The 20,917-nt window shown below is 41.5% G+C and carries 23 protein-coding genes; 3 read left to right on the forward strand and 20 right to left on the reverse strand.

Annotation, left to right across the window (positions count from 1 at the left end; genetic code table 11):
• Positions 1–1,335, reverse strand: coding sequence for an MATE family efflux transporter DinF (dinF, locus tag QUE86_RS06445; protein ID WP_130050332.1), 1,335 nt, complete (start codon positions 1,333–1,335; stop codon positions 1–3).
• Here dinF and QUE86_RS06450 point away from each other — a divergent pair.
• Entirely contained in the window at positions 1,312–2,343 is a 1,032-nt protein-coding gene (locus QUE86_RS06450) for a polysaccharide deacetylase family protein (RefSeq protein WP_233786765.1), read from the forward strand. The genes dinF and QUE86_RS06450 overlap by 24 nt on opposite strands.
• Here the strand turns inward: QUE86_RS06450 and QUE86_RS06455 are convergent.
• The 13 genes from QUE86_RS06455 to QUE86_RS06515 all read right to left on the reverse strand — a co-directional run bounded on the left by QUE86_RS06455 (position 2,330) and on the right by QUE86_RS06515 (position 14,387).
• Positions 2,330–3,364, reverse strand: a complete 1,035-nt coding sequence (locus QUE86_RS06455) for a protein-glutamate methylesterase/protein-glutamine glutaminase (protein WP_167658427.1) — start codon at positions 3,362–3,364, stop codon at positions 2,330–2,332. The genes QUE86_RS06450 and QUE86_RS06455 overlap by 14 nt on opposite strands.
• An 8-nt stretch (positions 3,365–3,372) precedes the next feature.
• Positions 3,373–3,990 carry a chemoreceptor glutamine deamidase CheD gene (gene cheD / locus QUE86_RS06460; RefSeq protein ID WP_130050330.1) on the reverse strand — a complete coding sequence of 206 codons (618 nt, stop codon included), beginning with the start codon at positions 3,988–3,990 and terminating at the stop codon, positions 3,373–3,375.
• The gene (locus tag QUE86_RS06465) at positions 3,987–4,805 is read right to left on the reverse strand and encodes a CheR family methyltransferase (protein WP_130050329.1); all 819 of its coding nucleotides are present in this window, start codon (positions 4,803–4,805) and stop codon (positions 3,987–3,989) included. The genes cheD and QUE86_RS06465 overlap by 4 nt, the downstream gene beginning before the upstream one ends.
• 65 nt (positions 4,806–4,870) lie before the next feature.
• The gene (locus tag QUE86_RS06470) at positions 4,871–7,198 is read right to left on the reverse strand and encodes a methyl-accepting chemotaxis protein (RefSeq protein WP_130050328.1); all 2,328 of its coding nucleotides are present in this window, start codon (positions 7,196–7,198) and stop codon (positions 4,871–4,873) included.
• Between the two features lie 29 nt (positions 7,199–7,227).
• Positions 7,228–7,713, reverse strand: a complete 486-nt coding sequence (locus tag QUE86_RS06475) for a chemotaxis protein CheW (RefSeq protein WP_130050327.1) — start codon at positions 7,711–7,713, stop codon at positions 7,228–7,230.
• On the reverse strand, positions 7,710–9,791 hold the full coding sequence (locus tag QUE86_RS06480) for a chemotaxis protein CheA (protein WP_286260015.1): 2,082 nt from the start codon (positions 9,789–9,791) through the stop codon (positions 7,710–7,712). Before QUE86_RS06480 ends, QUE86_RS06475 begins: the two co-directional genes overlap by 4 nt.
• Before the next feature lie 15 nt (positions 9,792–9,806).
• Positions 9,807–10,169 (reverse strand): response regulator, encoded by a 363-nt coding sequence (locus QUE86_RS06485; protein ID WP_054562870.1) that lies wholly within the window; start codon positions 10,167–10,169, stop codon positions 9,807–9,809.
• A 9-nt stretch (positions 10,170–10,178) separates the two neighbouring features.
• Complete coding sequence (locus tag QUE86_RS06490) at positions 10,179–10,451, reverse strand: STAS domain-containing protein (protein WP_130050325.1); 273 nt, start codon at positions 10,449–10,451, stop codon at positions 10,179–10,181.
• 169 nt (positions 10,452–10,620) lie between these two features.
• Positions 10,621–11,238 carry an SCO family protein gene (locus QUE86_RS06495; protein WP_286260024.1) on the reverse strand — a complete coding sequence of 206 codons (618 nt, stop codon included), beginning with the start codon at positions 11,236–11,238 and terminating at the stop codon, positions 10,621–10,623.
• Positions 11,235–12,143 (reverse strand): heme o synthase, encoded by a 909-nt coding sequence (cyoE, locus tag QUE86_RS06500; RefSeq protein ID WP_130050323.1) that lies wholly within the window; start codon positions 12,141–12,143, stop codon positions 11,235–11,237. The genes QUE86_RS06495 and cyoE overlap by 4 nt, the downstream gene beginning before the upstream one ends.
• A 9-nt stretch (positions 12,144–12,152) precedes the next feature.
• The gene (locus tag QUE86_RS06505) at positions 12,153–13,142 is read right to left on the reverse strand and encodes a COX15/CtaA family protein (RefSeq protein ID WP_130050322.1); all 990 of its coding nucleotides are present in this window, start codon (positions 13,140–13,142) and stop codon (positions 12,153–12,155) included.
• 20 nt (positions 13,143–13,162) lie between these two features.
• The gene (locus tag QUE86_RS06510; protein ID WP_167658432.1) at positions 13,163–13,657 is read right to left on the reverse strand and encodes a redox-active disulfide-containing membrane protein; all 495 of its coding nucleotides are present in this window, start codon (positions 13,655–13,657) and stop codon (positions 13,163–13,165) included.
• Positions 13,638–14,387 (reverse strand): SURF1 family protein, encoded by a 750-nt coding sequence (locus tag QUE86_RS06515; protein ID WP_130050320.1) that lies wholly within the window; start codon positions 14,385–14,387, stop codon positions 13,638–13,640. Before QUE86_RS06515 ends, QUE86_RS06510 begins: the two co-directional genes overlap by 20 nt.
• 14 nt (positions 14,388–14,401) lie before the next feature.
• Here QUE86_RS06515 and QUE86_RS20030 point away from each other — a divergent pair, with 14 nt between their 5' ends.
• Positions 14,402–14,713, forward strand: a complete 312-nt coding sequence (locus QUE86_RS20030) for a DUF2909 domain-containing protein (protein ID WP_167658433.1) — start codon at positions 14,402–14,404, stop codon at positions 14,711–14,713.
• Here QUE86_RS20030 and QUE86_RS06525 read toward each other — a convergent pair.
• The 5 genes from QUE86_RS06525 to lexA all read right to left on the reverse strand — a co-directional run bounded on the left by QUE86_RS06525 (position 14,613) and on the right by lexA (position 19,848).
• Positions 14,613–15,488, reverse strand: a complete 876-nt coding sequence (locus tag QUE86_RS06525; RefSeq protein ID WP_130050318.1) for a cytochrome c oxidase subunit 3 — start codon at positions 15,486–15,488, stop codon at positions 14,613–14,615. The two genes, QUE86_RS20030 and QUE86_RS06525, sit on opposite strands and share 101 nt — an antisense overlap.
• 37 nt (positions 15,489–15,525) lie before the next feature.
• Entirely contained in the window at positions 15,526–16,056 is a 531-nt protein-coding gene (locus QUE86_RS06530) for a cytochrome c oxidase assembly protein (protein WP_286260029.1), read from the reverse strand.
• Positions 16,056–17,651, reverse strand: coding sequence for a cytochrome c oxidase subunit I (ctaD, locus tag QUE86_RS06535; RefSeq protein WP_130050317.1), 1,596 nt, complete (start codon positions 17,649–17,651; stop codon positions 16,056–16,058). The genes QUE86_RS06530 and ctaD overlap by 1 nt, the downstream gene beginning before the upstream one ends.
• The gene (gene coxB, locus QUE86_RS06540) at positions 17,651–18,793 is read right to left on the reverse strand and encodes a cytochrome c oxidase subunit II (RefSeq protein ID WP_167658435.1); all 1,143 of its coding nucleotides are present in this window, start codon (positions 18,791–18,793) and stop codon (positions 17,651–17,653) included. Before coxB ends, ctaD begins: the two co-directional genes overlap by 1 nt.
• Before the next feature lie 437 nt (positions 18,794–19,230).
• The gene (gene lexA, locus QUE86_RS06545; protein ID WP_130050315.1) at positions 19,231–19,848 is read right to left on the reverse strand and encodes a transcriptional repressor LexA; all 618 of its coding nucleotides are present in this window, start codon (positions 19,846–19,848) and stop codon (positions 19,231–19,233) included.
• 161 nt (positions 19,849–20,009) lie between these two features.
• On the opposite strand from lexA, the gene QUE86_RS06550 reads away from it, so the two are divergent.
• Complete coding sequence (locus QUE86_RS06550; RefSeq protein ID WP_130050314.1) at positions 20,010–20,447, forward strand: PaaI family thioesterase; 438 nt, start codon at positions 20,010–20,012, stop codon at positions 20,445–20,447.
• 7 nt (positions 20,448–20,454) lie between these two features.
• Here QUE86_RS06550 and QUE86_RS06555 read toward each other — a convergent pair whose 3' ends face one another.
• Positions 20,455–20,835 (reverse strand): hypothetical protein, encoded by a 381-nt coding sequence (locus QUE86_RS06555; RefSeq protein ID WP_130050313.1) that lies wholly within the window; start codon positions 20,833–20,835, stop codon positions 20,455–20,457.
• Positions 20,836–20,917 lie beyond the last annotated feature (82 nt).

The following is a 20,917-nucleotide window of genomic DNA, read 5'->3' on the forward strand; positions in this document are numbered from 1 at the left end:
TTAATCTAATAATTGCTGATTATTGATAATTTTACGGTAGCGAATCCACAGAGTTAACCCTCGCATCAACATAAAGCTCGTCATAGCAAACCACAAACCATGGTTCTGCCAGCTACTTACCAGCCAAAACAGTCCAAAGAAGCCCACCAAAGCACTAAATAGCATTGTATTTCGCATGTCTTTGGCACGTGTTAAACCCACAAATACGCCATCAAATAAGAAGCAACCCATCGCCGCAATAGGTAAAATAATGACCCAGGGAAGGTAAACAGTCGCGAGGCTGATAACCTCTGGCACATCGGTAAGTAAACGAATTATTGCCTTGCCAAAAAATAAAAATATAAGACTATAAAACACGGCAAATAACCCGCCCCAAAACAGGCTCAAATTAACCCATAGCTTAATCTGCTTAGTGCTTTGTTCTCCTTTAGCTTTTCCGACCTTAGCTTCACTTGCATAAGCAATACCATCAAGTGCAAAGCTCACCAACATTAAAAAGTTCAGCAATACAGCATTGGCCGCTAAAGTTGTTTCACCGATACGTGCGCCATAAAAAGTCATAAAGCTAAAACACAGTTGTAGCGCCAGTGAACGAATAAATATATCACGATTTAAATTCACTAAATCAAGTAACTTAGCAACACTTAACCATGCTTTCACGGCAAGGTTAACACCCTGCTTTTTGGCAAGTTGTGCAACTAACATAAGTGCAAAAACAAGGGCAGTATAATCAGCAATTAAAGATGCCCACGCAGCTCCAGCCACACCCCAATCAAGAAACACCACAAAATAAATATCAAGCACGATATTAGTAATATTGGTGATAAGTAATAAATAAAATGGCCCGCGGCCATAATGCACCCCTAACATCCAACCAAGTAAAACCAAATTACACAAAGCAGCAGGCGCACTAAAAATACGAATTGAAAAATAGCTATTTGCTTGTTCTAAAACAGCGTCATTGGCATTTGATAAATATGCCATTAAGGATTGAATAGGTATACTCAGCGCTATTAATAACAGCGCAACCGCTGTTGCTAGTAACAAGCTGCGCTTTAATAGCTCAGCGAGTAAGGTGTGATCGCTTTTACCATAGGCCTGTGCAACCAACCCTGTGGTGCTCATCCGTAAAAAACCTGCTAGCCAAAATAATAACGAGATAACTGCTGAACCGAGTGCTATACCAGCCAAATAGTGAGCGCTTCCTAAGTGACCGATTACAGCGGTATCAACTAAACCTAACATTGGCACGGTAATATTTGATAAAATCATCGGACCGGCTAATAACAGTAAACTTTTATGGTGTGCCTTATGACGTTTAAGAAAATGTTTCATTTAGTATTTGCAGTCCTGTTAGGTTTATCTTTGCGTGCCCATGGCGCTGTCATTCTACAGTATCACCACGTCAGTGAAACCCTTCCTGCGGTAACCAGTGTCAGCAGCGATACATTCACAGAACACATGCAATATTTGCAAGATAATAACTTTAAAGTTATTCCATTAGATGAACTCATCACCGCATTACAAGCCGGCCAGCCTCTGACAGATAAAACCGTCGCGATTACCTTCGATGATGGCTATAAAAATAACTATGAAGAAGCGGCACCAATCTTAGAAAAATTTGGCTATCCATATACTATTTTCGTTAATCCCGAGTTGATTGATGAAGGCAAAAGCTATGTTATGACATGGCAACAGTTAAAAGAGCTATCTAATAAAGGCGCCATAATCAGCAATCACACACAAGTCCATAATTACTTACATCGCAAACAGCCAGGCGAGAGTGAAGAGGCGTGGTTAGCTCGCACTAAAAAAGATATTCTATCTGCTCAGCAACGCATTAAAGAAGAAATTGGTCATGATTACAAATATCTTGCTTACCCTTATGGCGAGTTTAACAATTCATTACAACAGTTAGTTAAATCTCTAGGCTTTGTTGGTATAGGTCAACATTCGGGTGCTGTAGGTATCCATTCTGACTTTACCCGATTACCACGCTTTCCGGCGTCGGGCTTTTATTCAAAACTTGATACGCTTGCCACTAAACTAGACTCGCAAGCATTCACTATCAAACAGCTCACCTACTCAGATAGCGTAACGCATGAAAACCCGCCAAGTTTAAGTATGCAATTTGATATGCAAGACTTTCATAAAAGTCAGTTTGCTTGTTATGTCTCTGGAATTGGTCAAGCCGATTTAACGTGGCTTAGTAAAGATACGGTGAAGATCACCTCACCTGAAAAACTGAAAAAAGGCCGCTCTCGCTTTAACTGTACGGCCCCATCTATCGCGAAAAAAGGAAACTACTACTGGTTCTCACAACCTTGGGTTATTTTACCTTAACAGCTTGTTTTAGCATTTGTGCCGTTACCTTATCAAGACGAACCACTTCATTAGCCGCATTGAGCTCCACTGCGGCTTTTGGCATCCCCCATACCACAGACGATAATTCATCCTGAGCTATTGTGTAAGCCCCTGCTTGATTTAGGGCCAATAAACCTCTTGCGCCATCACTGCCCATACCGGTTAGTAACGCAGCCACTGTCGCTTTCGGACAGGCTACCTCCAAAGAGTTAAATAGCACATCAACAGAGGGACGATGTCGATTAACCAACTCACTCGAGTCAAGCTGACAAAACAAGCCGCCTGCTTTTTTTACAACACTCAAATGCTGATCGCCTGGTGCAATATATGCCCAGCCAGTTTGTAGCTTATCACCATGTTCAGCTTCTTTAACGTTGATTTTACAGGTTCTATCCATGCGCATCGCAAATGAAGTACTAAATACAGGAGGAATATGCTGTGTTATAACAATAGGTGGGCAGTTTTCTGGCATGCGTACTAGCACTTCTTTAATCGCTTCTGTGCCACCTGTTGAAGCACCTATTGCAAGCACGCTATTAGCTTTAAACTCAAGTGTTGCTAAAGAGCTATCGTCTTCAACTTTTGACTCTTTAAAGGCACGCACTCTAGCACCAGCTGCTGTTCGCACTTTTTGATGTAGTAAATGCGCATAACGTTGCAAATTTTCAGTGACATTAATAGTTGGCTTGGCAATAAAATCAACTGCACCAATTTCGAGGGCTTCCAAAGTGATTGGGGAGCCTTTTTGAGTAAGCGTTGAAATCATAACAACCGGCATAGGACGAAGACGCATCAAGTTTTTTAAAAAGCTTAATCCATCCATTTTTGGCATCTCGATATCAAGGGTTAAGACATCTGGATTAAGGCGCTTAATTAAATCTCGGGCTTGATAAGGGTCTTCTGCCGCACCAACGACTTGAATGTCTTGCGCTTGCTCGAGTACTTCCTTGAGTAAACCACGGATCAAAGCAGAATCATCAACTATGAGTACTTTGATCATATGCTCTCCTAAAATAATTCAATATCCGTTTCTGCATCTTGTTGCTCAATATCGTGTAAGTATTTAATTTCACGTTTCTCGAGTTGATCAGAGTGCAATTCACGCATCTTTTTAACCTGTGCCTTGCCTGTTTGTGGATCAAACATCACCTTACGTGGCCAAGGCCCGCCAACATCATGGGATACTAAATCTAAACCTTCTTCAAGTACATAGGCATTTGCAAAACGAATATTGCCAACACCAATATCTGTCATTGAACGAATAATTTTTCCACCACCAAATAGTTTAACTTTGAGATTGCGTCTAGAAGCACCATTTTTTAGGATTTCATTGATCAAGTATTCCATAGCCCAGTTGCCATAGCGGCAGTTAAGGCTGTGTGCGTTGCTAGGATCAACGCCTTTTTCTGCTGGTAGCATAAAATGGTTCATGCCACCAATGCCTAAACCTTCATCGTAAATACAGGCTGCAATACAAGAACCTAGCACGGTTGTGATCAGTTCATCTGATTTTGAAACATAAAACTCGCCAGGCAATACCTTAGCAACGACTTTGTGGCGCTTACCATCCCAAAACCGCTTAACGTGTTCAAAACCAGGCAATACAGGTTTAAAATGACTACTCATAGACCACCTTTTTGATAGATCGTTTGGCCTAAATTCTTAAACTCTTTGTGGTCCTTACCCAGTGTTTCGGAATGCCCTAAGAATAAGTGACCGGAATCGGTCAACAAATCATAATAACGTTTAAATAGGGTATCTTTGGTCGGCTTATCAAAATAAATAACAACATTGCGACAAAAAATAACATCAAACGGCCCTTTCATAGGCCAGCTCTGTAATAAGTTTAGACGTTTAAAAAAAATATTTTTTTGTAGTTCGGGTTTTACTTTATATAACTGTTCATCATGGCTTTTTAAAAACCAGCGTTTAAGTTGGCTTTTGTCTAAACCATTCACATTCGCTGCTGTGTACGTACCAGCCTGCGCTTTAGCGAGCACATTTGAATCTAAGTCAGTGGCTAGGATTTTCACATCCCAGTCAGATGGAAATAAACTGCTTAAGGTCATAGCAATAGTGTAAGGCTCTTCGCCGGTTGAGCAGCCTGCAGACCACACCCTTACACGTTTTTGCTTAGCATTACTTACCAGTAGTTTTGGTACTATGGTATTTTTTAGATAACTAAAATGATGGGGTTCACGAAAGAAAGAAGTCAGGTTAGTCGTTATTGCATTAATAAACTCACTGAACTCTTGCTCTTTGTGCTCTTCGAGAAAATCTAAGTATTCTTTAAAGTTCTTAAGCTTATGTTGGCGAATACGTCTTGCTAAACGCGAGTAAACCATCTCGCGTTTATGCTCCGCTAAGACAATGCCGCAAGCATCGTACACTTGTGACGAAATAGCTTTAAAATCACTATCCGTTAATAAAAACTCTTTCATGTGTTTGACCCTGCAGCTGTAACATTAGATGCAATTAACTAGTTAGAATTTTGTTGGGAAGAGTTTTAAAACTCTTCCCACTCATCACTAGGGTCAACAAAGTTATTGCCTTTTGGCGCCGAGCGTACTGGTGAGCTTGGCTGTTTAGCGGCAGGCGCTGAACTTGCACGGCTGGTTATATCCATCTCATTATTTGATAACGAGAAGAAGTTTAATAAGCGGCGCATATCATTCGCTTGCTCTGCCATTGATTCTCCAGCGGCAGATGCTTCTTCAACCAAGGCAGCATTTTGCTGAGTCATTTCGTCCATTTGGGCAATAGCTTTATTAACCTGCTCAATACCAGAGCTTTGCTCTTCAGATGCTTGGGCAATATCAGAAATCATCGCTGTAACTCTTTGCACCGCTGTAACAATTTCTTGTAATGTTGAACCTGATTCATTAACTAGTAATGTACCATCTTCAACTTTTCCAACACTGTCTCGGATCAATTCTTTGATTTCTTTTGCTGCAGCTGCTGAACGTTGCGCTAAGTTACGCACCTCACCAGCAACAACCGCGAAACCACGGCCTTGTTCACCTGCTCGCGCAGCTTCAACAGCCGCATTCAACGCTAGTAGGTTTGTTTGGAAGGCAATTTCATCAATTACACTGATAATGTCTGCAATCTTCTTACTTGATTCATTAATTGCTGACATACTGGTGACAGCGCGATTTACCACTTCACCACCTTTTTGTGCCTTAGTGCGTGTTTCTTCAGCAAGTTCATTTACTTCTTTTGCATTATCAGCATTTTGACGAACCGTACTGGTCATCTCTTCCATGCTTGATGCTGTTTCTTCAAGTGATGAAGCTTGCTCTTCAGTACGTTGACTTAAATCAGCATTACCTTGTGAAATTTCTTCTGCGCCACTTGCAACCAGCGTTGCTGAGGTATTAATGCGATTAATTACTTCAGTAAGCTTATCAGCCGTGGCATTTGCATCACGTTTTAGCTTGTCGAACGAACCTTGGTAGTCTTGCTCAATACGTTTTGATAAGTCACCGTTCGCCATGGCATCCAGCATGTTGCCAGTGTCTTTTACTGCATCATCAACAATGCTAACAAGGCTATTTAAGCCCTGCGCTAGACGTAAGAAGAAACCTTGTTTACCCGCTTCTTCAACACGCGCTTCTAAGTCACCACTCCCCGCAGCAGCGACGAGGCCTGCAATTTCTTTTTCAATAGCGACTTCCGCGGTTCTATCTTCCCACTCCACTACCGTACCAATACGTTCGTTTTCTGGGGTGAAAATAGGGTTTGCAACCAAGCCAAAAGTACGCCCACCCACTTGAATTTCAGTGCTATAAGTATCACTTAACTTAGCAAGCATGTTGCGTTGATGTGCTGGGTTCTTATGGAACACATCAATATTTTGACCAATCAAATTATTACTGTTGAAATTAGGTAAATCTTTTCTTAAATCACTTTCAGCAATCTTCATCATGTTCAGAACAGCTTCGTTCATGTAAATAATGTTGTTGCCAGAATCAGCAATCATGGTATTCGTTGCCACACGGTCAAGTGCACGACGTACTCGCAGGTTTTCTTCTGCTGCACGCTTTTCAGCTTCGGCTTTATTTACGCTATCAGTAATATCTTGCCACTCAACAATAGTACCTAAACGCTTACCTGATGCGCTCACCCAAGGTGTTGCAATCAAGCTAAAAATAAGCCCTGCTAAACGCAATGTAGTTTTGTATGGTTCAGATAATGTTTTTAGCAGCTCACGTTGGTGTGACGGTTGTTTATGAAAATCATCAACGCAGGTTCCAACTAGGTTTGCAACTGAAAAGCTAGGTAGCACAGTTTGTAACGTTGACTCACGAGCTTGCAGCATTTGCTTTACTTGCTCATTAACGAAAATAATTTTCAAATCGTTATCGGCAATCATCACATTTGCTTGGCATACACGCAGCGCATTTGATAAGTCAGCATCACGTTTTGACTGACGTTCAAGCTCTTTTTGTGGTGTAATATCGGTAGCAAGCTTGATGACTTTAGTGACATTGCCATTGCTATCAATAATCGGGTTATAGGTGCCTTGAATCCAAACTTGCTTGCCATTTTTACCGACACGCTTAAATTCATCAACAAAGAATTCACCGCTGCGTAATCGTTGCCAAAACTGTTGATATTCAGGGCTTTGCGACTCTTCTTCAGCAACAAACATAGAGTGGTGTTGCCCTTGAATTTCTTCGAGTTGGTACCCCATGGTGTTTAAGAAATTAGCATTGGCAGTAATGATCTGCCCCGATGGTTGAAACTCAATCATCGCTTGCGACTTTCTCAGTGCCGCAATAACTAAATCATTTTCCGACTCAACATTTTTAGGACTGCTAAACCATCCCATACCCTTCACCTTCTTGTTAATCTACCCAGTTAAATGTCCATTGTTTTTTGTAGGTCAAGTAATGCGACCATCTTCTCACCCACATTGACTAAACCCGCAACAAATTGCGCGTTGTCTGAGTCAGACAAATGTGGCACTGCCTTCGCTTCATGCTCTGCAATGCTATAGACATCCGAGACGGCATCAACTGCGATGCCCATAATTTTACATGTATTTTCAAGCTGTACTTTTAGAACGATTACAACGGTTAACGGCCCGTACTCTATGGCTGATATACCAAAACGAAGCCTTAAATCAATAATTGGCACTATAGTGCCGCGCAGATTAATAACCCCTTTGACGAAATCCGGTGAGTTAGGGATCACCGTAATTTCTTCCCAACTGCGAATTTCTTGCACCGTTAAAATATCTACACCGTACTCTTCTTCGGCCATAAAGAAGGTTAGGAATTGTTTTACATCTTGATCTTGTTCAAGAGTTAGCTTGTTATGCAGGTCGTCGTGTTGTGCAATCATGACGCCTCCAAATTCGCTTTTGATTCTATAATCAATTCCTGGCTCCCTGGCTTTCTAAGCCCAGATAATTTAATCAAACCACTAATATCAACAATCAAAGAAACACGACCATCGCCTAAGATTGTAGCCCCAGAAACGCCATCAACTTTTTGATAGTTTGCCTCCAAACTTTTGATTACGACTTGTTGTTGAGATAATAAGTCGTCAACTAATAAACCTACTTTTTGATTGTCGCTTTCAACAACAACCAGTAAGGTTTTATCAAGCGTTTCAATTGCCCCTTGGTGGTTAAAAATATTGTAAAGCCTTAAGATTGGAATATATTCATCACGTAAGCGCAGCACATCTAAGTCTTTACCAACCCGACTTACCTTACTGATATCGATTTGCAATGATTCGATAATCGAAATTAGCGGGATAATATAAGTATGCTCAGCAATACGTACTAACTGCCCATCTAAGATAGCCAATGTTAGCGGTAGGCGAATTGTAAATGTCGAACCTACGCCCGGTGCTGAAGCCACTTCCACAGAACCGCTCAACGCTTCGATATTGCGCCTTACTACATCCATACCAACGCCACGACCCGATAGGTCGCTTACTTGATCGGCTGTAGAAAACCCTGGTAAGAAAATCAGCTCGTTTACTTCGTTATCAGACAACTCATCAGTTTCTGAAATTAGGCCGTTTTTAATTGCCTTTTCACGAATTTTAGTGGTGTTAAGACCTTGGCCATCATCCATAATTTCGATAACAATATTGCCACCTTGATGAAACGCATTGAGCGTGACAGTACCAACAGGGTTTTTACCCGCAGCAACACGCTTATCAACAGTTTCTAAGCCATGGTCTAGGGAGTTTCTCACTAGGTGAACCATAGGATCAGAAAGCTTCTCCATCACGGTTTTATCTAGTTCGGTTTGCTCACCAAGTAACTTTAGCTCAACTTGTTTATCAAGCTTTTGCGAGATATCTCGCACTAAGCGAGGGAAGCGACTAAACACAAAGCTTATTGGCAACATACGAATACGCATGACGTTTTCTTGTAAGTCACGAGTATTATGTGCCAGTTGCGCTAAGCCCTCTTGTAGAGAAGCAATCGTCGCTTCAGTGATTTCTTGCTCACCCAATTGGCTTAACATCGCTTGGGTAATAACTAATTCACCCACCATGTTGATGAGTGAGTCAACTTTATCAATACCAACCCTGATTGAGGTTGATTCTGCATTGGCAGTAGTTGCTTTAACTGGCGCAGGCTTTTTGGTATCAGTAGTTGGTTTAACTACTGCAGGCTCAGCCTCTTTCGCTGGTGCTGCATCTTCTGTAGCAGTTTCAGCTGCCGAAATATCTTCATCACCAAACAAACCACCGCATAGCGTGATGGTAATATCAGCGTCATCCTCAACCCATTCAAAAATTTCTTCTATACAGCTTTGCTCTTTGTCTGTGGTTAAGAAAAAGCGCCACGATAAGAAACAATCTTCAGGGGCAAGGTTAGTGATATCAGGCACATCATCTTGAAAAGCTTGTGTTTCAAGTTCACCCAACTCCGCTAATTCACTGATCATGTACAGTGGTTCATTACCGGTTTTAAATAAATGATGGTGTGGTTTGAAATCGATTTGATAGGTATTAAAACTGTTTTCGCTGACAGCTTCTTGCGCTTGAGCAGGTTCTTTACTTGCAGCACGCATGCCGAGAATTTCTTCAAACTTAATACGAAGTTCATCAGCTTCAGTTAGGTCTGGCTGCTGCTCAGCTTGCAAAGTTCTAAGTAAAGCTCGTAAACAATCAACTGATTTTAAAAGTAAATTTACATGCTCAGCAGTAAGATCACGTGAGCCTTCACGGATTTGATCTAACAGGGTTTCGAGAACATGAGTAAAATCTGCAACGGCACTAAAACCAAAGGTTCCACTGCCTCCTTTTATCGAATGCGCAGCGCGAAAGATTGTATTTATTGTCTCTAAGTCTTCTTCGCCAGGTACTAAGTTTAATAACTCAGCCTCCATAGCATCGAGTCCTTCAAAGCTTTCTTCGAAGAATACTTCAAAAAATTGGCTTAGATCTATACTCATGCCCCGCTCCTATTATTAGCGAATCACTTTTTTCAATACCGCTAACAATTGCTCAGGATTAAATGGCTTAACAATCCAACCAGTTGCTCCAGCAGCTTTTCCTTCAGACTTTTTATCAAGCCCCGACTCTGTGGTCAGCATCAGTAAAGGTGTGAACTTATAATTAGGTAAGCTACGTAATTCACGAATAAGGGTAATACCATCCATTACCGGCATATTCACATCAGAAATAACTGCATCAAAGCCTTGTTGCTTTGCGATGTTTAATGCTTCACTGCCATCTTTTGCCTCTGTAACATCAAAGCCAGCTTTTTTAAGCGTAAAACCAACCATTTGGCGCATAGATGCAGAATCGTCTACTGCTAAAATTCTTTTCATAAAAACCTCTTAATTGGCATTCTCAAGCACAAGGTAATGACTTAAGCCCAAACTATTAATTGCCTGTAGCAAAGGTTTGCTCTCGCCAACCCAAATAATTTTGTGTTGCACAGAAAGCAAGTGCTTCTGTAATGCACATAAAAGCTGAATTGATGCTGTGTCAGCACGTGTCACTTCACTGATATCCAGACAAATATCATCATTTGCTGACAACTCTTGTAGCAAATCTTGATGGAGCGTTTCGACCTGACTAATAGCTAATTCTGTAGGGAGCTTTAACATTACTTCTTCTTTCCCTGCTTTAAACAATTCATAACAAAAGCTTAGACTGACTAAATAAAAATGCCATAATTTGAATCAAAAAATAGTAAAATTTTTTAGTAGCTTAGACATATATGTCAAAAAAGGAAGCTTTTCTTTTGCTGAAATTGACTCACCAAGCAAAGAAAATTTACTTTGCGTAATAATCTGCTATTTTTTTGAACTCATCAGTCAAAGTTGTGGCATTAATCAAGGGCACACTTCCTTGTTTAAATTCAGGCTTAAAAATGGCACGCACAGAACCATCACCATCAACCATCACCACAGAAGCACTATGATCAACGGCATACTCTTGCTGATCACTGTCGTTAATTGCGTAAATTAAGCCAAGCTCTCTAACAAAGGGGAAAAGTTGTTTGTGTGGGCCTGATACAGCAAGAAATTCAGGGTTAAAGTAATCAATGTAAGCTTTGCGTTTTTCGGTTGTATCACGCTTTGGATCAACAGCAACAAACCATACTTGCACTTTGTAACCTTGGCTTAATTGCTTTTGCACTGCAGTTAATTTCGCCAGTGTCATTGGGCAGATATCAGGACAGCTAGTGTAGCCTAAAAAGACCAAGTTCCAATGCCCTATAAATTGGCTATTATCTGCAGGTTTACCATGTTGGTCAGTTAATAAAAACGGACTAATCGGCTTTGCTGGCTCGTAAACGAGCGCTTCAACTTTAGGAGCGGTGTTATTTTTGCCACAACCGGTTACAAATAATACCGCACTGAAACATAAAAAAGCGACGATTCGTGTCATAAAACTAACCATTTATCAATAAATAAGGCGATAAAGAGTAGCATTAAATGCACAATTGAAAAACGAAATAAATCCATTGCGGTATCATCTTTTGGGGCAATTTTTAGTTTTAATGCCTTATAGATGAAGACCGCATTTAGAGCGCTTGCCCCTAGCAAGTAAATTAACCCTGACATACCAATTAGATAAGGCAGTACACATACCAAAGCTAGCAAAATGCTATAACCAACAACACAGGTTTTACAAAATTCAATACCGTGAGTAACAGGCAGCATAGGAATTTTTGCACGCTCATAGTCACTTTTACGCGCAATTGCTAATGCCCAAAAGTGTGGTGGAGTCCAAGTAAATATAATCATCACTAATAACCATGGCGCAGCAGCCATATGGCCCGTTTCAGAAACCCACCCTAAAAGCGGCGGCATCGCACCAGCTAACCCCCCAATAACAATATTTTGAGGTGTCGCGCGCTTTAAAAACGAAGTATAAATAAATGCATAACCAACGAGTGCAAACAAAGTAAGGATTGCCGTTAATGTATTTGCCCACACCATAAGCATAACAAAACCTAGCACACCGATGGTCGCCGCAAAGCTCAAAGCATGCTGTTTGCTTAGGCGCCCTTTTGCCACAGGGCGATGACGTGTACGTGCCATTTTACTGTCGATTTCACTATCAACAACATGATTGATTACAGCAGCAGCGGCCGATAACAAACCAATACCAAGCAAACTTGCAAGCTGTACAAACACTCCACGCCCAACATCGGGAGCCAATGCCAAACCAACCCAAGCAGTTAGTACAAGCATGGCAACTACTTTAAATTTACTGATAGCTAAGTAATCTTTAAGTAACTCTGAGCTTTGGCTAAATAATGATTTTTCTGTGCTTAGTAATATTGCCATCACAGCCTCCTAGGTTCTTATTTTCAAATGGAAGCATAGTCTTACCATGCTAAGCAGTAGTAGTGCGGCCATTAGATTGTGCGCAAGCGCAACACTTAATGGGAAGTGCCAATGCACAACAGCTAGGCCTAAACAGATTTGGCACAGCAAAGCGATTAATACGGTGACTGTGCAGTGCTTAATTTTTCGAGAGTAACATCTTGAATATATGCGCCACATGATCAGTGCTAACACCACACAAGTAACCAACGCCCAAATACGATGCAGTAAGTGAATTGACATACGCGCTTGCTGCGATAACACACCATATTCATAGGTACTGTGCTCGAGCGGCAGTTGAAAAACGCTCTTCAAAGAAAACGGTTGTCCGTAGCTACAAAGCGGTAAGCCATTACAATGCGGAGCGGCATAATTTGCAGCAAGCCAGCCACCCAACGCAATTTGCAGTATTAGTACCACCAAACCCACAAGCGCTAGACGATAGTATGGCTTTGCACCGCTATCATTACTCGCTACGGGTTTCGTTTTTAAGCGTAGATACAATAAAAACACCAACGACAAAATACTAAAACCGCCAAGTAAATGTCCCATTACAACCAAAGGCTGTAAGTTCATAGTCACAGTCCACATGCCCAATGCGGCTTGGAAGATCACCAGTAGTAATAGTGCCAGTGGCAATTTAACCGGCGTATTTGGATATTGGCGTTTTAACCATGCAAAAACAAACAAAGCTAAAATTAATAGGCCAAGGGCACCAGCAAAATAGCGATGGATCATCTCTTTCCAAGCTTTTGCTGCCTCAAACATCATATCAGGGTAGTTTTGTTCAACATGTAACAGAGCAGTTTCATGTTTTGGCACAGTTAAAAACCCATAGCAACCAGGCCAGTCTGGACAGCCAAGCCCAGCATCACTCAGCCGTGTATAAGCACCAAGCCCAACAACCAAGATAGAGAAGAAAACCGTAATTAAGACTAAATATTTATAATTTTTATACATCTTTATCCCCTTGATGAGGTTTAACTTGAACGCGCGTAGTTAAGTAGTTTTTTTAAGTCTTTAAGTAAGCCTTTTTGAATAAGTCTGTTTTGTTCAGGCTCAGCCTTGTAGGGGTAATGCAAAACCACTAAGCCCATGTGATCAACCAAATATAAATCTCCCGCTTTGAGCGCTGGACTTACCACCAATTGACGCCAGTTTGCCGATATCTGCTGTTGATTTGTCAGTACCGCCACATCCACTTTTTGCTGATTTTTACCTAAAGCGACGTATAGGTTATCTAGGCTTGCTAATTGGTTTTCACATACTTCATTGCACTCCTTTGGATAATTAAGCGCAATAGTCCATTGTTTGGGCTCACCTTGTTGCCAATCAGCTAATTTAACTTCTTCACTTAAAAGCTCACCATGATTACTCGAACCACTTGGTAACCACTCAAGCTTCAATGCTGCATAAGCAAGTGCCAGCGGCACAAAACAGCATAAAACGAATAAACTAAGCGGGTTTATTTTCATAACCTCTCCTTCTCATCGCAAAATAAGCAATAACCACACAAGCTAAGCCAATTAATAACCACTGTACGGCATAGGCGTAATGTTTATCTGGCCCCATCACGACACTCTGATAATGCGGAGTTGCGATACCATCAGCTTCATTGCGATAACCAATAAAGCCTTGTAAGGGCATTGCTAATTGAGTACTCAAAATTGCTAAATCAATACCTTGAATTCGCTTTGGCCACCCTTGTTCTGCACCAATCTCATCGGCAAGCGTAAAACCTTGCAAGTTGCCTTGTTTCAATTGCACTGTGGCCGTAAAACGTGTTGATTCTGGCCACACAACTGTTGGCAATTGGCTCCGGTTTGTAGGGGCTTTTAGCCAACCAAAGTTAACAATTAAAGGTGCGGTTTCACCTGCAATAGTCATAGCTACAAGTAAGTCATAGCCCACTTGTCCCTGATAGATTTGATTATCAAGCAGCCAGTACTGTTGTTTATTTACCTCGCCAGAGACCTTAACTTGCAAACCCGTTTTATTTAGCTCTGTAGGTAGACTTTGCAGCGCTTGCCAGCTCAAAATTCCTTGTTCTTTCGAAACGGCCAACTGGCTTAGTTGCTGCTGTTTTTGCTCGCCTCGTTGGTATTGCCAAACGCTTAGTCGTAAACAAATAAGCACTGCTAGTATCACAACGCAAATTGCGATAATTGAGCTAAGCTTTTGTTTACGCCATAAAATTAACTGCATTTGGATTACCTAATATGATTAAAATCATTATTGTTTTGTTATTACTTTATATTCTGTTCAACCTATTTAGAGCGCTGTTTGTGATGATGTCAGCAAAAGAGCACTCGAAACCTATGTCGCATTACCTAGGTCGTCGAGTGCTGTTTTCAGGTATTGTGCTGATCCTCATTATTGCCGCAATGAAATTGGGCTTTATTCACACCAACCCCTCGCCGCTTCACAAAGCTACAGCACGTACACAAATACAAATAAACACAACCACACCACATCAACAAAGTGCCAATACCAAGCAGCCGCTTGAAAGGCAAAATGCTTTTCACTCGTAAAGTGACCTTTAAAAATTCTTAGCAAAACCACGAATAAAATGATGGTTCCTAATGTCACGTGCATACCGTGAAAGCCCGTTAACAAGAAAAAGGTATTCCCATAAACACCCGCATCAAGGGTTAACCCTAAATCACGATAAGCATGCATATACTCGTAAACTTGTAAGCCAAGGAAAATCACACCTAACAGCACGGTTAAAGATAAAAATACCTTAAGAGCGCCGCGTTTATTATTTTCCATAGCAACATGAGCAAAGTGAATTGTGACCGAAGAGGTAAGTAGAATAAGCGTATTGATCAGGGGGAGACCTTGCCAGCCCATAGCCTGTGTTGTCTCGCCCGATGGCGTGGTTAACAGCGGCCATACAGCTTCAAAGGTTGGCCAGAGTACTTCGTTGGTCATGGCATTATTACCAGCGCCCCCAAGCCAAGGCACTGAAATCATTCGAGCGTAAAAAAGAGCGCCAAAAAATGCCATAAAAAACATGACCTCAGAGAATATAAACCAGCTCATACCTTGTCGGAATGAGCGGTCCATTTGTGCTGAGTAAAGCCCTTTATGAGACTCTTCAATAACGTTTTTAAACCAACTAAAAACCATATAAATTAATATGGCAATGCCAAGATACAATACATACTGGCCATTACTGCCTTCACCACTGACTTGCATCACAGTTAAACCAGCACCGACAGCAATTAAAAACATCGCGATGGCGCCCACTATTGGCCAAGGGCTTTGTGCTGGAACATAGTATTTTTCGTAGTTTTGATTCATTTTGTTTGCTCCCAATTAGCAATTAGCTTGGCGGCTTTTAATCGTTTTTAGCCACAACATGCCCGCTAATATCAAACACGGTATACGACAATGTCAGTTCCTCAACATCGTCGGGTAACTCAGTATCAACATAAAACAACAAGGTAAATTCCATTTCTTCACCGGCTTTCATTGGCTGCTGATCAAAGCAAAAACAGGCGATTTTATGTAAATACTTTGCCGCTTTTCCCGGTGATACCGATGGAATTGCTTGCATGACTTTGTCTTCATTACTGGTATTTTTTGCTGAGAATTTAACTTCACGCATGGCACCAGGTTGTACCGCCACGCTGTATTGCTCAGACTGCACCTTAAATGGCGCGCCGCTTTGAGCGTGAGTCGTAAAGCTGACATCAACTTGACGCTGTGTATTTATTGATTCACTCGCGTTCGCTTTTTCTAATGATGGCTTACCATTCAACCCTGTAACGTCGCAAAACACGTCGTAAAGCGGCACCATTGCAAAAGCAAATGCGAACATGAGCAAGCATGTAATCAGCAGTTTTTTTAGCAAAGGTGCATGGTTCATTACTTAATCTCCGGCGGTGTTTCAAAAGTGTGATAAGGCGCTGGAGAATCAACTTCCCACTCTAAACCTTCAGCTCCATCCCATACTTTGGCTGGCGCTTTCTCACCACCTCGAGCACATTTAAATACCACCAACACAAACAACAGTTGCGATAAGCCAAATGCAAAACCACCAATACTGATAATGGCGTTAAAGTCAGCGAATTGCAGAGCATAGTCAGGAATACGACGCGGCATACCGGCAAGGCCAACAAAGTGCATAGGGAAGAACAGCACGTTGACACTGATTAGCGATAGCCAGAAATGCCATTTCGCCAGCGTTTCGTTGTACATGTTGCCAGTCCATTTCGGTAACCAATAATAGGCTCCCGCCATAATTGAGAACACGGCTCCTGTCACGAGCACATAATGGAAGTGTGCCACCACAAAATAGGTATCGTGATACTGGAAATCTGCCGGTGTAATGGCAAGCATCAAGCCAGAGAAACCACCTAATGTGAATAACACAATAAAGGCGATGGCAAACATCATCGGAATTTCAAAGCTAATTGAACCGCGCCACATGGTGGCTACCCAGTTAAACACTTTAACGCCCGTTGGCACAGAAATGAGCATTGTGGCGTACATGAAAAACAACTCGCCGGCTACAGGCATGCCTGTGGTAAACATATGATGTGCCCAAACGATGAAGCTCAGCAGCGCAATGGATGAGGTTGCATACACCATAGAAGCATAGCCAAATAACTTTTTGCGTGAGAAGGTCGGCACAATAGTCGAAATAATCCCAAAGGCTGGCAAAATCATGATGTACACTTCGGGGTGACCGAAGAACCAGAAAATGTGCTGGAACATCACAGGATCACCACCACCGGCTGCATCAAAAAAGCTTGTTGCAAAGTATTTATCTGTCAGCACCATAGTGACAGCCCCAGCTAAAACAGGCATAACAGCGATCAATAAGAATGCTGTGATTAACCAAGTCCAAACAAATAGCGGAAGCTTCATCCAAGTCATACCCGGCGCTCTTAGATTGACGATAGTCACGATAACGTTAATCGCCCCCATAATTGAGCTAATACCCATGATATGTATGGCAAATACAAACAGTGCAGTGTTATCGTTACTATAAGTGGTGGAGAGTGGTGCGTAGAATGTCCAGCCAAACGCAGGACCACCACCTGGCATCAGTAACGAAGCCAACAGGATTAAAAATGCGAAAGGTAATATCCAAAAGCTCCAGTTGTTCATGCGTGGCAGTGCCATATCAGGTGCACCAATCATCATAGGCACCATCCAGTTAGCAAGCCCAGTAAATGCGGGCATAACGGCGCCAAATACCATGATCAAACCATGTACCGTGGTCATTTGGTTAAAAAAGTGCGGATCAACTAACTGTAATCCTGGCTGAAATAGTTCAGCGCGGATCACCATAGCCATCGCTCCACCAATCAAGAACATGGTAAGAGAAAAAATCAGGTATAAACTCCCGATGTCTTTATGATTGGTGGTGTAAAGCCAACGCTTAAAACCTTTAGCAGGATGATGATGATCGTGATGCGCATGCCCAGTTGCTTGCTCATTAATAACGTTACTCATTATTTCGCCTCCGCTGCTGCATCAATCGCGGCTTGAATTTGACTCGGTTGGATCACATCGCCGGTATCATTACCCCATGCATTTCGCTTATAGGTAATAACCGCAGCAAGTTGCTTAATTGAAAGCTGCTTATCAAACGCTTGCATCGCCGTACCAGGGCGGCCATGTAACACGATATCTATGTGATCTTTTACATCACCTAATACAATGGGACTGCCTTTAAGTGCAGGAAACACGCCTGGTAAGCCCATACCAGTAGGCTGGTGACATGCAGCACAACTTGCCATATACACTTGCTCACCTAAGACCATAAGCTCTTCTTTAGGTAATGTTTGATCAAGCAAAGCAGCATCAGCGGCTGCTGCATTAGCCTTTTCTTCCTTAGCATCTGCAAGCCAATTAGCAAATTCATCTTCAGGTAAGGCTTTCACCACAACAGGCATAAAACCATGATCTTTACCGCATAGTTCTGCACATTGACCACGGTAAACACCTGGTTCGTTAATACGTGTCCACGCTTCATTGATAAATCCAGGGTTTGCGTCCTTTTTAACTGCAAAATCAGGAACCCACCACGAATGGATAACATCGTCTGAGGTCATTAAAAAGCGGACTTTTTTATTGATAGGAAGCACTAGCGGTTTATCTACCTCAAGCAAATAATGCTCCGTTTTTTCTGCCTGATTGTCTATTTGATCTTTTGGTGTAGATAGGATTGAGTAATAGGCTATATCTTCACCCATATATTCGTAATGCCACTTCCATTGCGAGCCTGTCACTTTAATTGTGATATCAGCTTTAGAGGCATCTTCCATAGCAATGAGAGTTTTTGTGGCAGGCACAGCCATGGCTATTAAGATGACAAATGGAATGGCAGTCCAAAGTATTTCAACTTTTGTACTTTCATGAAATTGGGCAGGCTTGGCCCCTTTAGATTTACGGTGGTGTATTAAAGCCCAAAACATCACCGCAAATACGATGATGCCGATTACACAACAGATAATAAATATCGTCATGTGTAACTCATAAACATTATTACTTATATCAGTCACCCCTTTTCGCATATTGTATTGACTATTTGCCAATACAATTTCTGGGAGTGCAACCAATATAAGCCACAAGGCGTAACGCAGTTTACCCATGTGACGGCTCCTTTAGATGCTATTGCAAGACGCAAAGCGAAAAGGCGATACAGCAAGGTGCCCATTCGTTTTTTTTATTGTTCAGAGCGACTACGTATCATTTTAACTCACTTATGATACTGGCCCCCTGTCTAACACCTCGCACATTTTTGTGTCTTTTTATTAATCAGGTGTTAATACATTGCTTTAACCAATTAGTTAAAAAATGACCAATAAGCAAGTTTTAGTGATAATAAATGTTTATTTTGGTGCAGAAATAACAACTATAATCAGCGCGTTATTTAATGTTATGGTTTACGAAGAATATACAAAAAGAGAGGAAAACTGCGCCATATAAGGCTTTAAATAAAGAGTAAGGATTCACAAATCCTAATTAAGTGGCAAAATCACAATGGCGCACCAAATTGAGTCAATTTAGCGCACCAAATAAGGGACAACTACATCCAGTCAGCGTTACGAATGACTCCTACAGCTAACCCTTCAATATTGAAAGATTCATGCTCAAGGTCAACCTCAATAGGTGAGAACTCTTCGTTTTCAGCGTGTAAAAGTACTTTCCGACCTGCTTTTTCTAGCCGCTTAACAGTTACATCTTCATCAACTCGAGCTACAACAACTTGCCCATTTTCAGCAACTTGCGTTCTATGTACTGCAAGCAAGTCACCGTCCATAATACCAATATCTTTCATACTCATGCCATTTACACGTAGTAAAAAGTCAGCGGCTGGTTTAAATAACGTAGGGTCAACTTGGCAATGACTTTCGACATGCTCCTGAGCCAAAATTGGCTCACCAGCTGCAACACGGCCAATCAAAGGTAAACCTAACTGCTCAGGTTCATCTTCTTCAATCAACTGAATACCACGACTCGCTCCAGGCTTCATTTTGATCATGCCTTTTTTTGCCAGTGCTTTTAGATGTTCTTCAGCGGCGTTGGCACTTTTAAAACCCAATGTTTGAGCTATTTCAGCGCGTGTTGGCGGCATGCCTGTATCTTTAATAAAGACTTTAATTAGTTCTAAGATTTGCGATTGGCGTTTAGTTAATGGGCGCATACAACTGGTTTTCCATACAGTACATTTAACTGTGAGTATATACAGTTATTTGAAAATCGCAAATTTAAATTAACTCCATCATATTGCTACAAAACTAACATTGAACCGCAATGAAAGATGCCATAAGGTATTAGCTTTAATTCGCATGTTAAGGAAACACAATGAGTATTTGGCACCATCCAATCACGCTGGAGCAATGTAAAGACTTGGAACAAGGAGTAACCGGGCAAGGCACTTTAATGAAAACGATGGGTATTGAGGTGACTGAAATTGGCGATGATTATTTAGTGGCCACCATGCCTGCAATTCCTGAACACCATAACCCTATGGGCATGGTTCATGGCGGAGCAAACGTTGTGTTAGCAGAAACAGTGGCAAGCTATGCAGCTAACTTTGTGATTGATTTCAATAAATTCTATGCTGTTGGTCAAGAGATTAATGCCAACCACATAAAAGCGTCTCGAAAAGGGACATTAACGGCAACGGCCAGACCACTTCATTTAGGTAAGCGCACCTCTGTTTGGGATATCAAAATTACCAATGCTGCTGGGGAGCTGTGCTGCGTATCAAGAATGACCGCAGCAGTCGTAGAGCGCTAAATTCAGTTTACTTTTCGACTGGATAAATAGTAATTTCAATCCCTGCGCCAATTGCTGAGATACGTAACAAGGTATCTGCATGCAGGGGTTGGTTAAAGCACTTTGGCGAGTTACCCGATTCAAAACCTAAATCAAATGTACGTTTTGAACAAGATAACCACTGCTTTAATGCATTGCGCGAGCAAGATTCAATTAATTCGCAAAGCTGGTTAATCGCTTTGTCTGGAGAGCTGATATCTGCAGTTGCTTCAATGCGTGCAAGTTGACGGTATTCATCTTGGTCATAATGTAAAACCATAGCGTTTTTCTTCAAATCAGCAACAAGCGCACTAATATCGTGCTTTGATTCAAGCTCCAGATCTACATTTAAAAATTGAATTTCCGACATACTCTCGTTTTTATCCTCTATTGATATCGACTGAAACTTTAACTCAGTTTTGTATATATACCAAATCTAGAATACAGTTAAT

Origin of the sequence: Pseudoalteromonas apostichopi, assembly GCF_030297135.1 — a bacterium.
Lineage (GTDB): Bacteria > Pseudomonadota > Gammaproteobacteria > Enterobacterales > Alteromonadaceae > Pseudoalteromonas > Pseudoalteromonas apostichopi.

Bases quoted from the DNA above. Each gene is read 5' to 3' on its own strand.
- QUE86_RS06450 (WP_233786765.1), top strand. From the start codon at position 1,312: ATGACGTTTAAGAAAATGTTTCATTTAGTATTTGCAGTCCTGTTAGGT.
- dinF (WP_130050332.1), bottom strand. From the start codon at position 1,335: ATGAAACATTTTCTTAAACGTCATAAGGCACACCATAAAAGTTTACTG.
- QUE86_RS06455 (WP_167658427.1), bottom strand. From the start codon at position 3,364: ATGATCAAAGTACTCATAGTTGATGATTCTGCTTTGATCCGTGGTTTA.
- cheD (WP_130050330.1), bottom strand. From the start codon at position 3,990: ATGAGTAGTCATTTTAAACCTGTATTGCCTGGTTTTGAACACGTTAAG.
- QUE86_RS06465 (WP_130050329.1), bottom strand. From the start codon at position 4,805: ATGAAAGAGTTTTTATTAACGGATAGTGATTTTAAAGCTATTTCGTCA.
- QUE86_RS06470 (WP_130050328.1), bottom strand. From the start codon at position 7,198: ATGGGATGGTTTAGCAGTCCTAAAAATGTTGAGTCGGAAAATGATTTA.
- QUE86_RS06475 (WP_130050327.1), bottom strand. From the start codon at position 7,713: ATGATTGCACAACACGACGACCTGCATAACAAGCTAACTCTTGAACAA.
- QUE86_RS06480 (WP_286260015.1), bottom strand. From the start codon at position 9,791: ATGAGTATAGATCTAAGCCAATTTTTTGAAGTATTCTTCGAAGAAAGC.
- QUE86_RS06485 (WP_054562870.1), bottom strand. From the start codon at position 10,169: ATGAAAAGAATTTTAGCAGTAGACGATTCTGCATCTATGCGCCAAATG.
- QUE86_RS06490 (WP_130050325.1), bottom strand. From the start codon at position 10,451: ATGTTAAAGCTCCCTACAGAATTAGCTATTAGTCAGGTCGAAACGCTC.
- QUE86_RS06495 (WP_286260024.1), bottom strand. From the start codon at position 11,238: ATGACACGAATCGTCGCTTTTTTATGTTTCAGTGCGGTATTATTTGTA.
- cyoE (WP_130050323.1), bottom strand. From the start codon at position 12,143: ATGGCAATATTACTAAGCACAGAAAAATCATTATTTAGCCAAAGCTCA.
- QUE86_RS06505 (WP_130050322.1), bottom strand. From the start codon at position 13,142: ATGTATAAAAATTATAAATATTTAGTCTTAATTACGGTTTTCTTCTCT.
- QUE86_RS06510 (WP_167658432.1), bottom strand. From the start codon at position 13,657: ATGAAAATAAACCCGCTTAGTTTATTCGTTTTATGCTGTTTTGTGCCG.
- QUE86_RS06515 (WP_130050320.1), bottom strand. From the start codon at position 14,387: ATGCAGTTAATTTTATGGCGTAAACAAAAGCTTAGCTCAATTATCGCA.
- QUE86_RS20030 (WP_167658433.1), top strand. From the start codon at position 14,402: ATGATTAAAATCATTATTGTTTTGTTATTACTTTATATTCTGTTCAAC.
- QUE86_RS06525 (WP_130050318.1), bottom strand. From the start codon at position 15,488: ATGAATCAAAACTACGAAAAATACTATGTTCCAGCACAAAGCCCTTGG.
- QUE86_RS06530 (WP_286260029.1), bottom strand. From the start codon at position 16,056: ATGAACCATGCACCTTTGCTAAAAAAACTGCTGATTACATGCTTGCTC.
- ctaD (WP_130050317.1), bottom strand. From the start codon at position 17,651: ATGAGTAACGTTATTAATGAGCAAGCAACTGGGCATGCGCATCACGAT.
- coxB (WP_167658435.1), bottom strand. From the start codon at position 18,793: ATGGGTAAACTGCGTTACGCCTTGTGGCTTATATTGGTTGCACTCCCA.
- lexA (WP_130050315.1), bottom strand. From the start codon at position 19,848: ATGCGCCCATTAACTAAACGCCAATCGCAAATCTTAGAACTAATTAAA.
- QUE86_RS06550 (WP_130050314.1), top strand. From the start codon at position 20,010: ATGAGTATTTGGCACCATCCAATCACGCTGGAGCAATGTAAAGACTTG.
- QUE86_RS06555 (WP_130050313.1), bottom strand. From the start codon at position 20,835: ATGTCGGAAATTCAATTTTTAAATGTAGATCTGGAGCTTGAATCAAAG.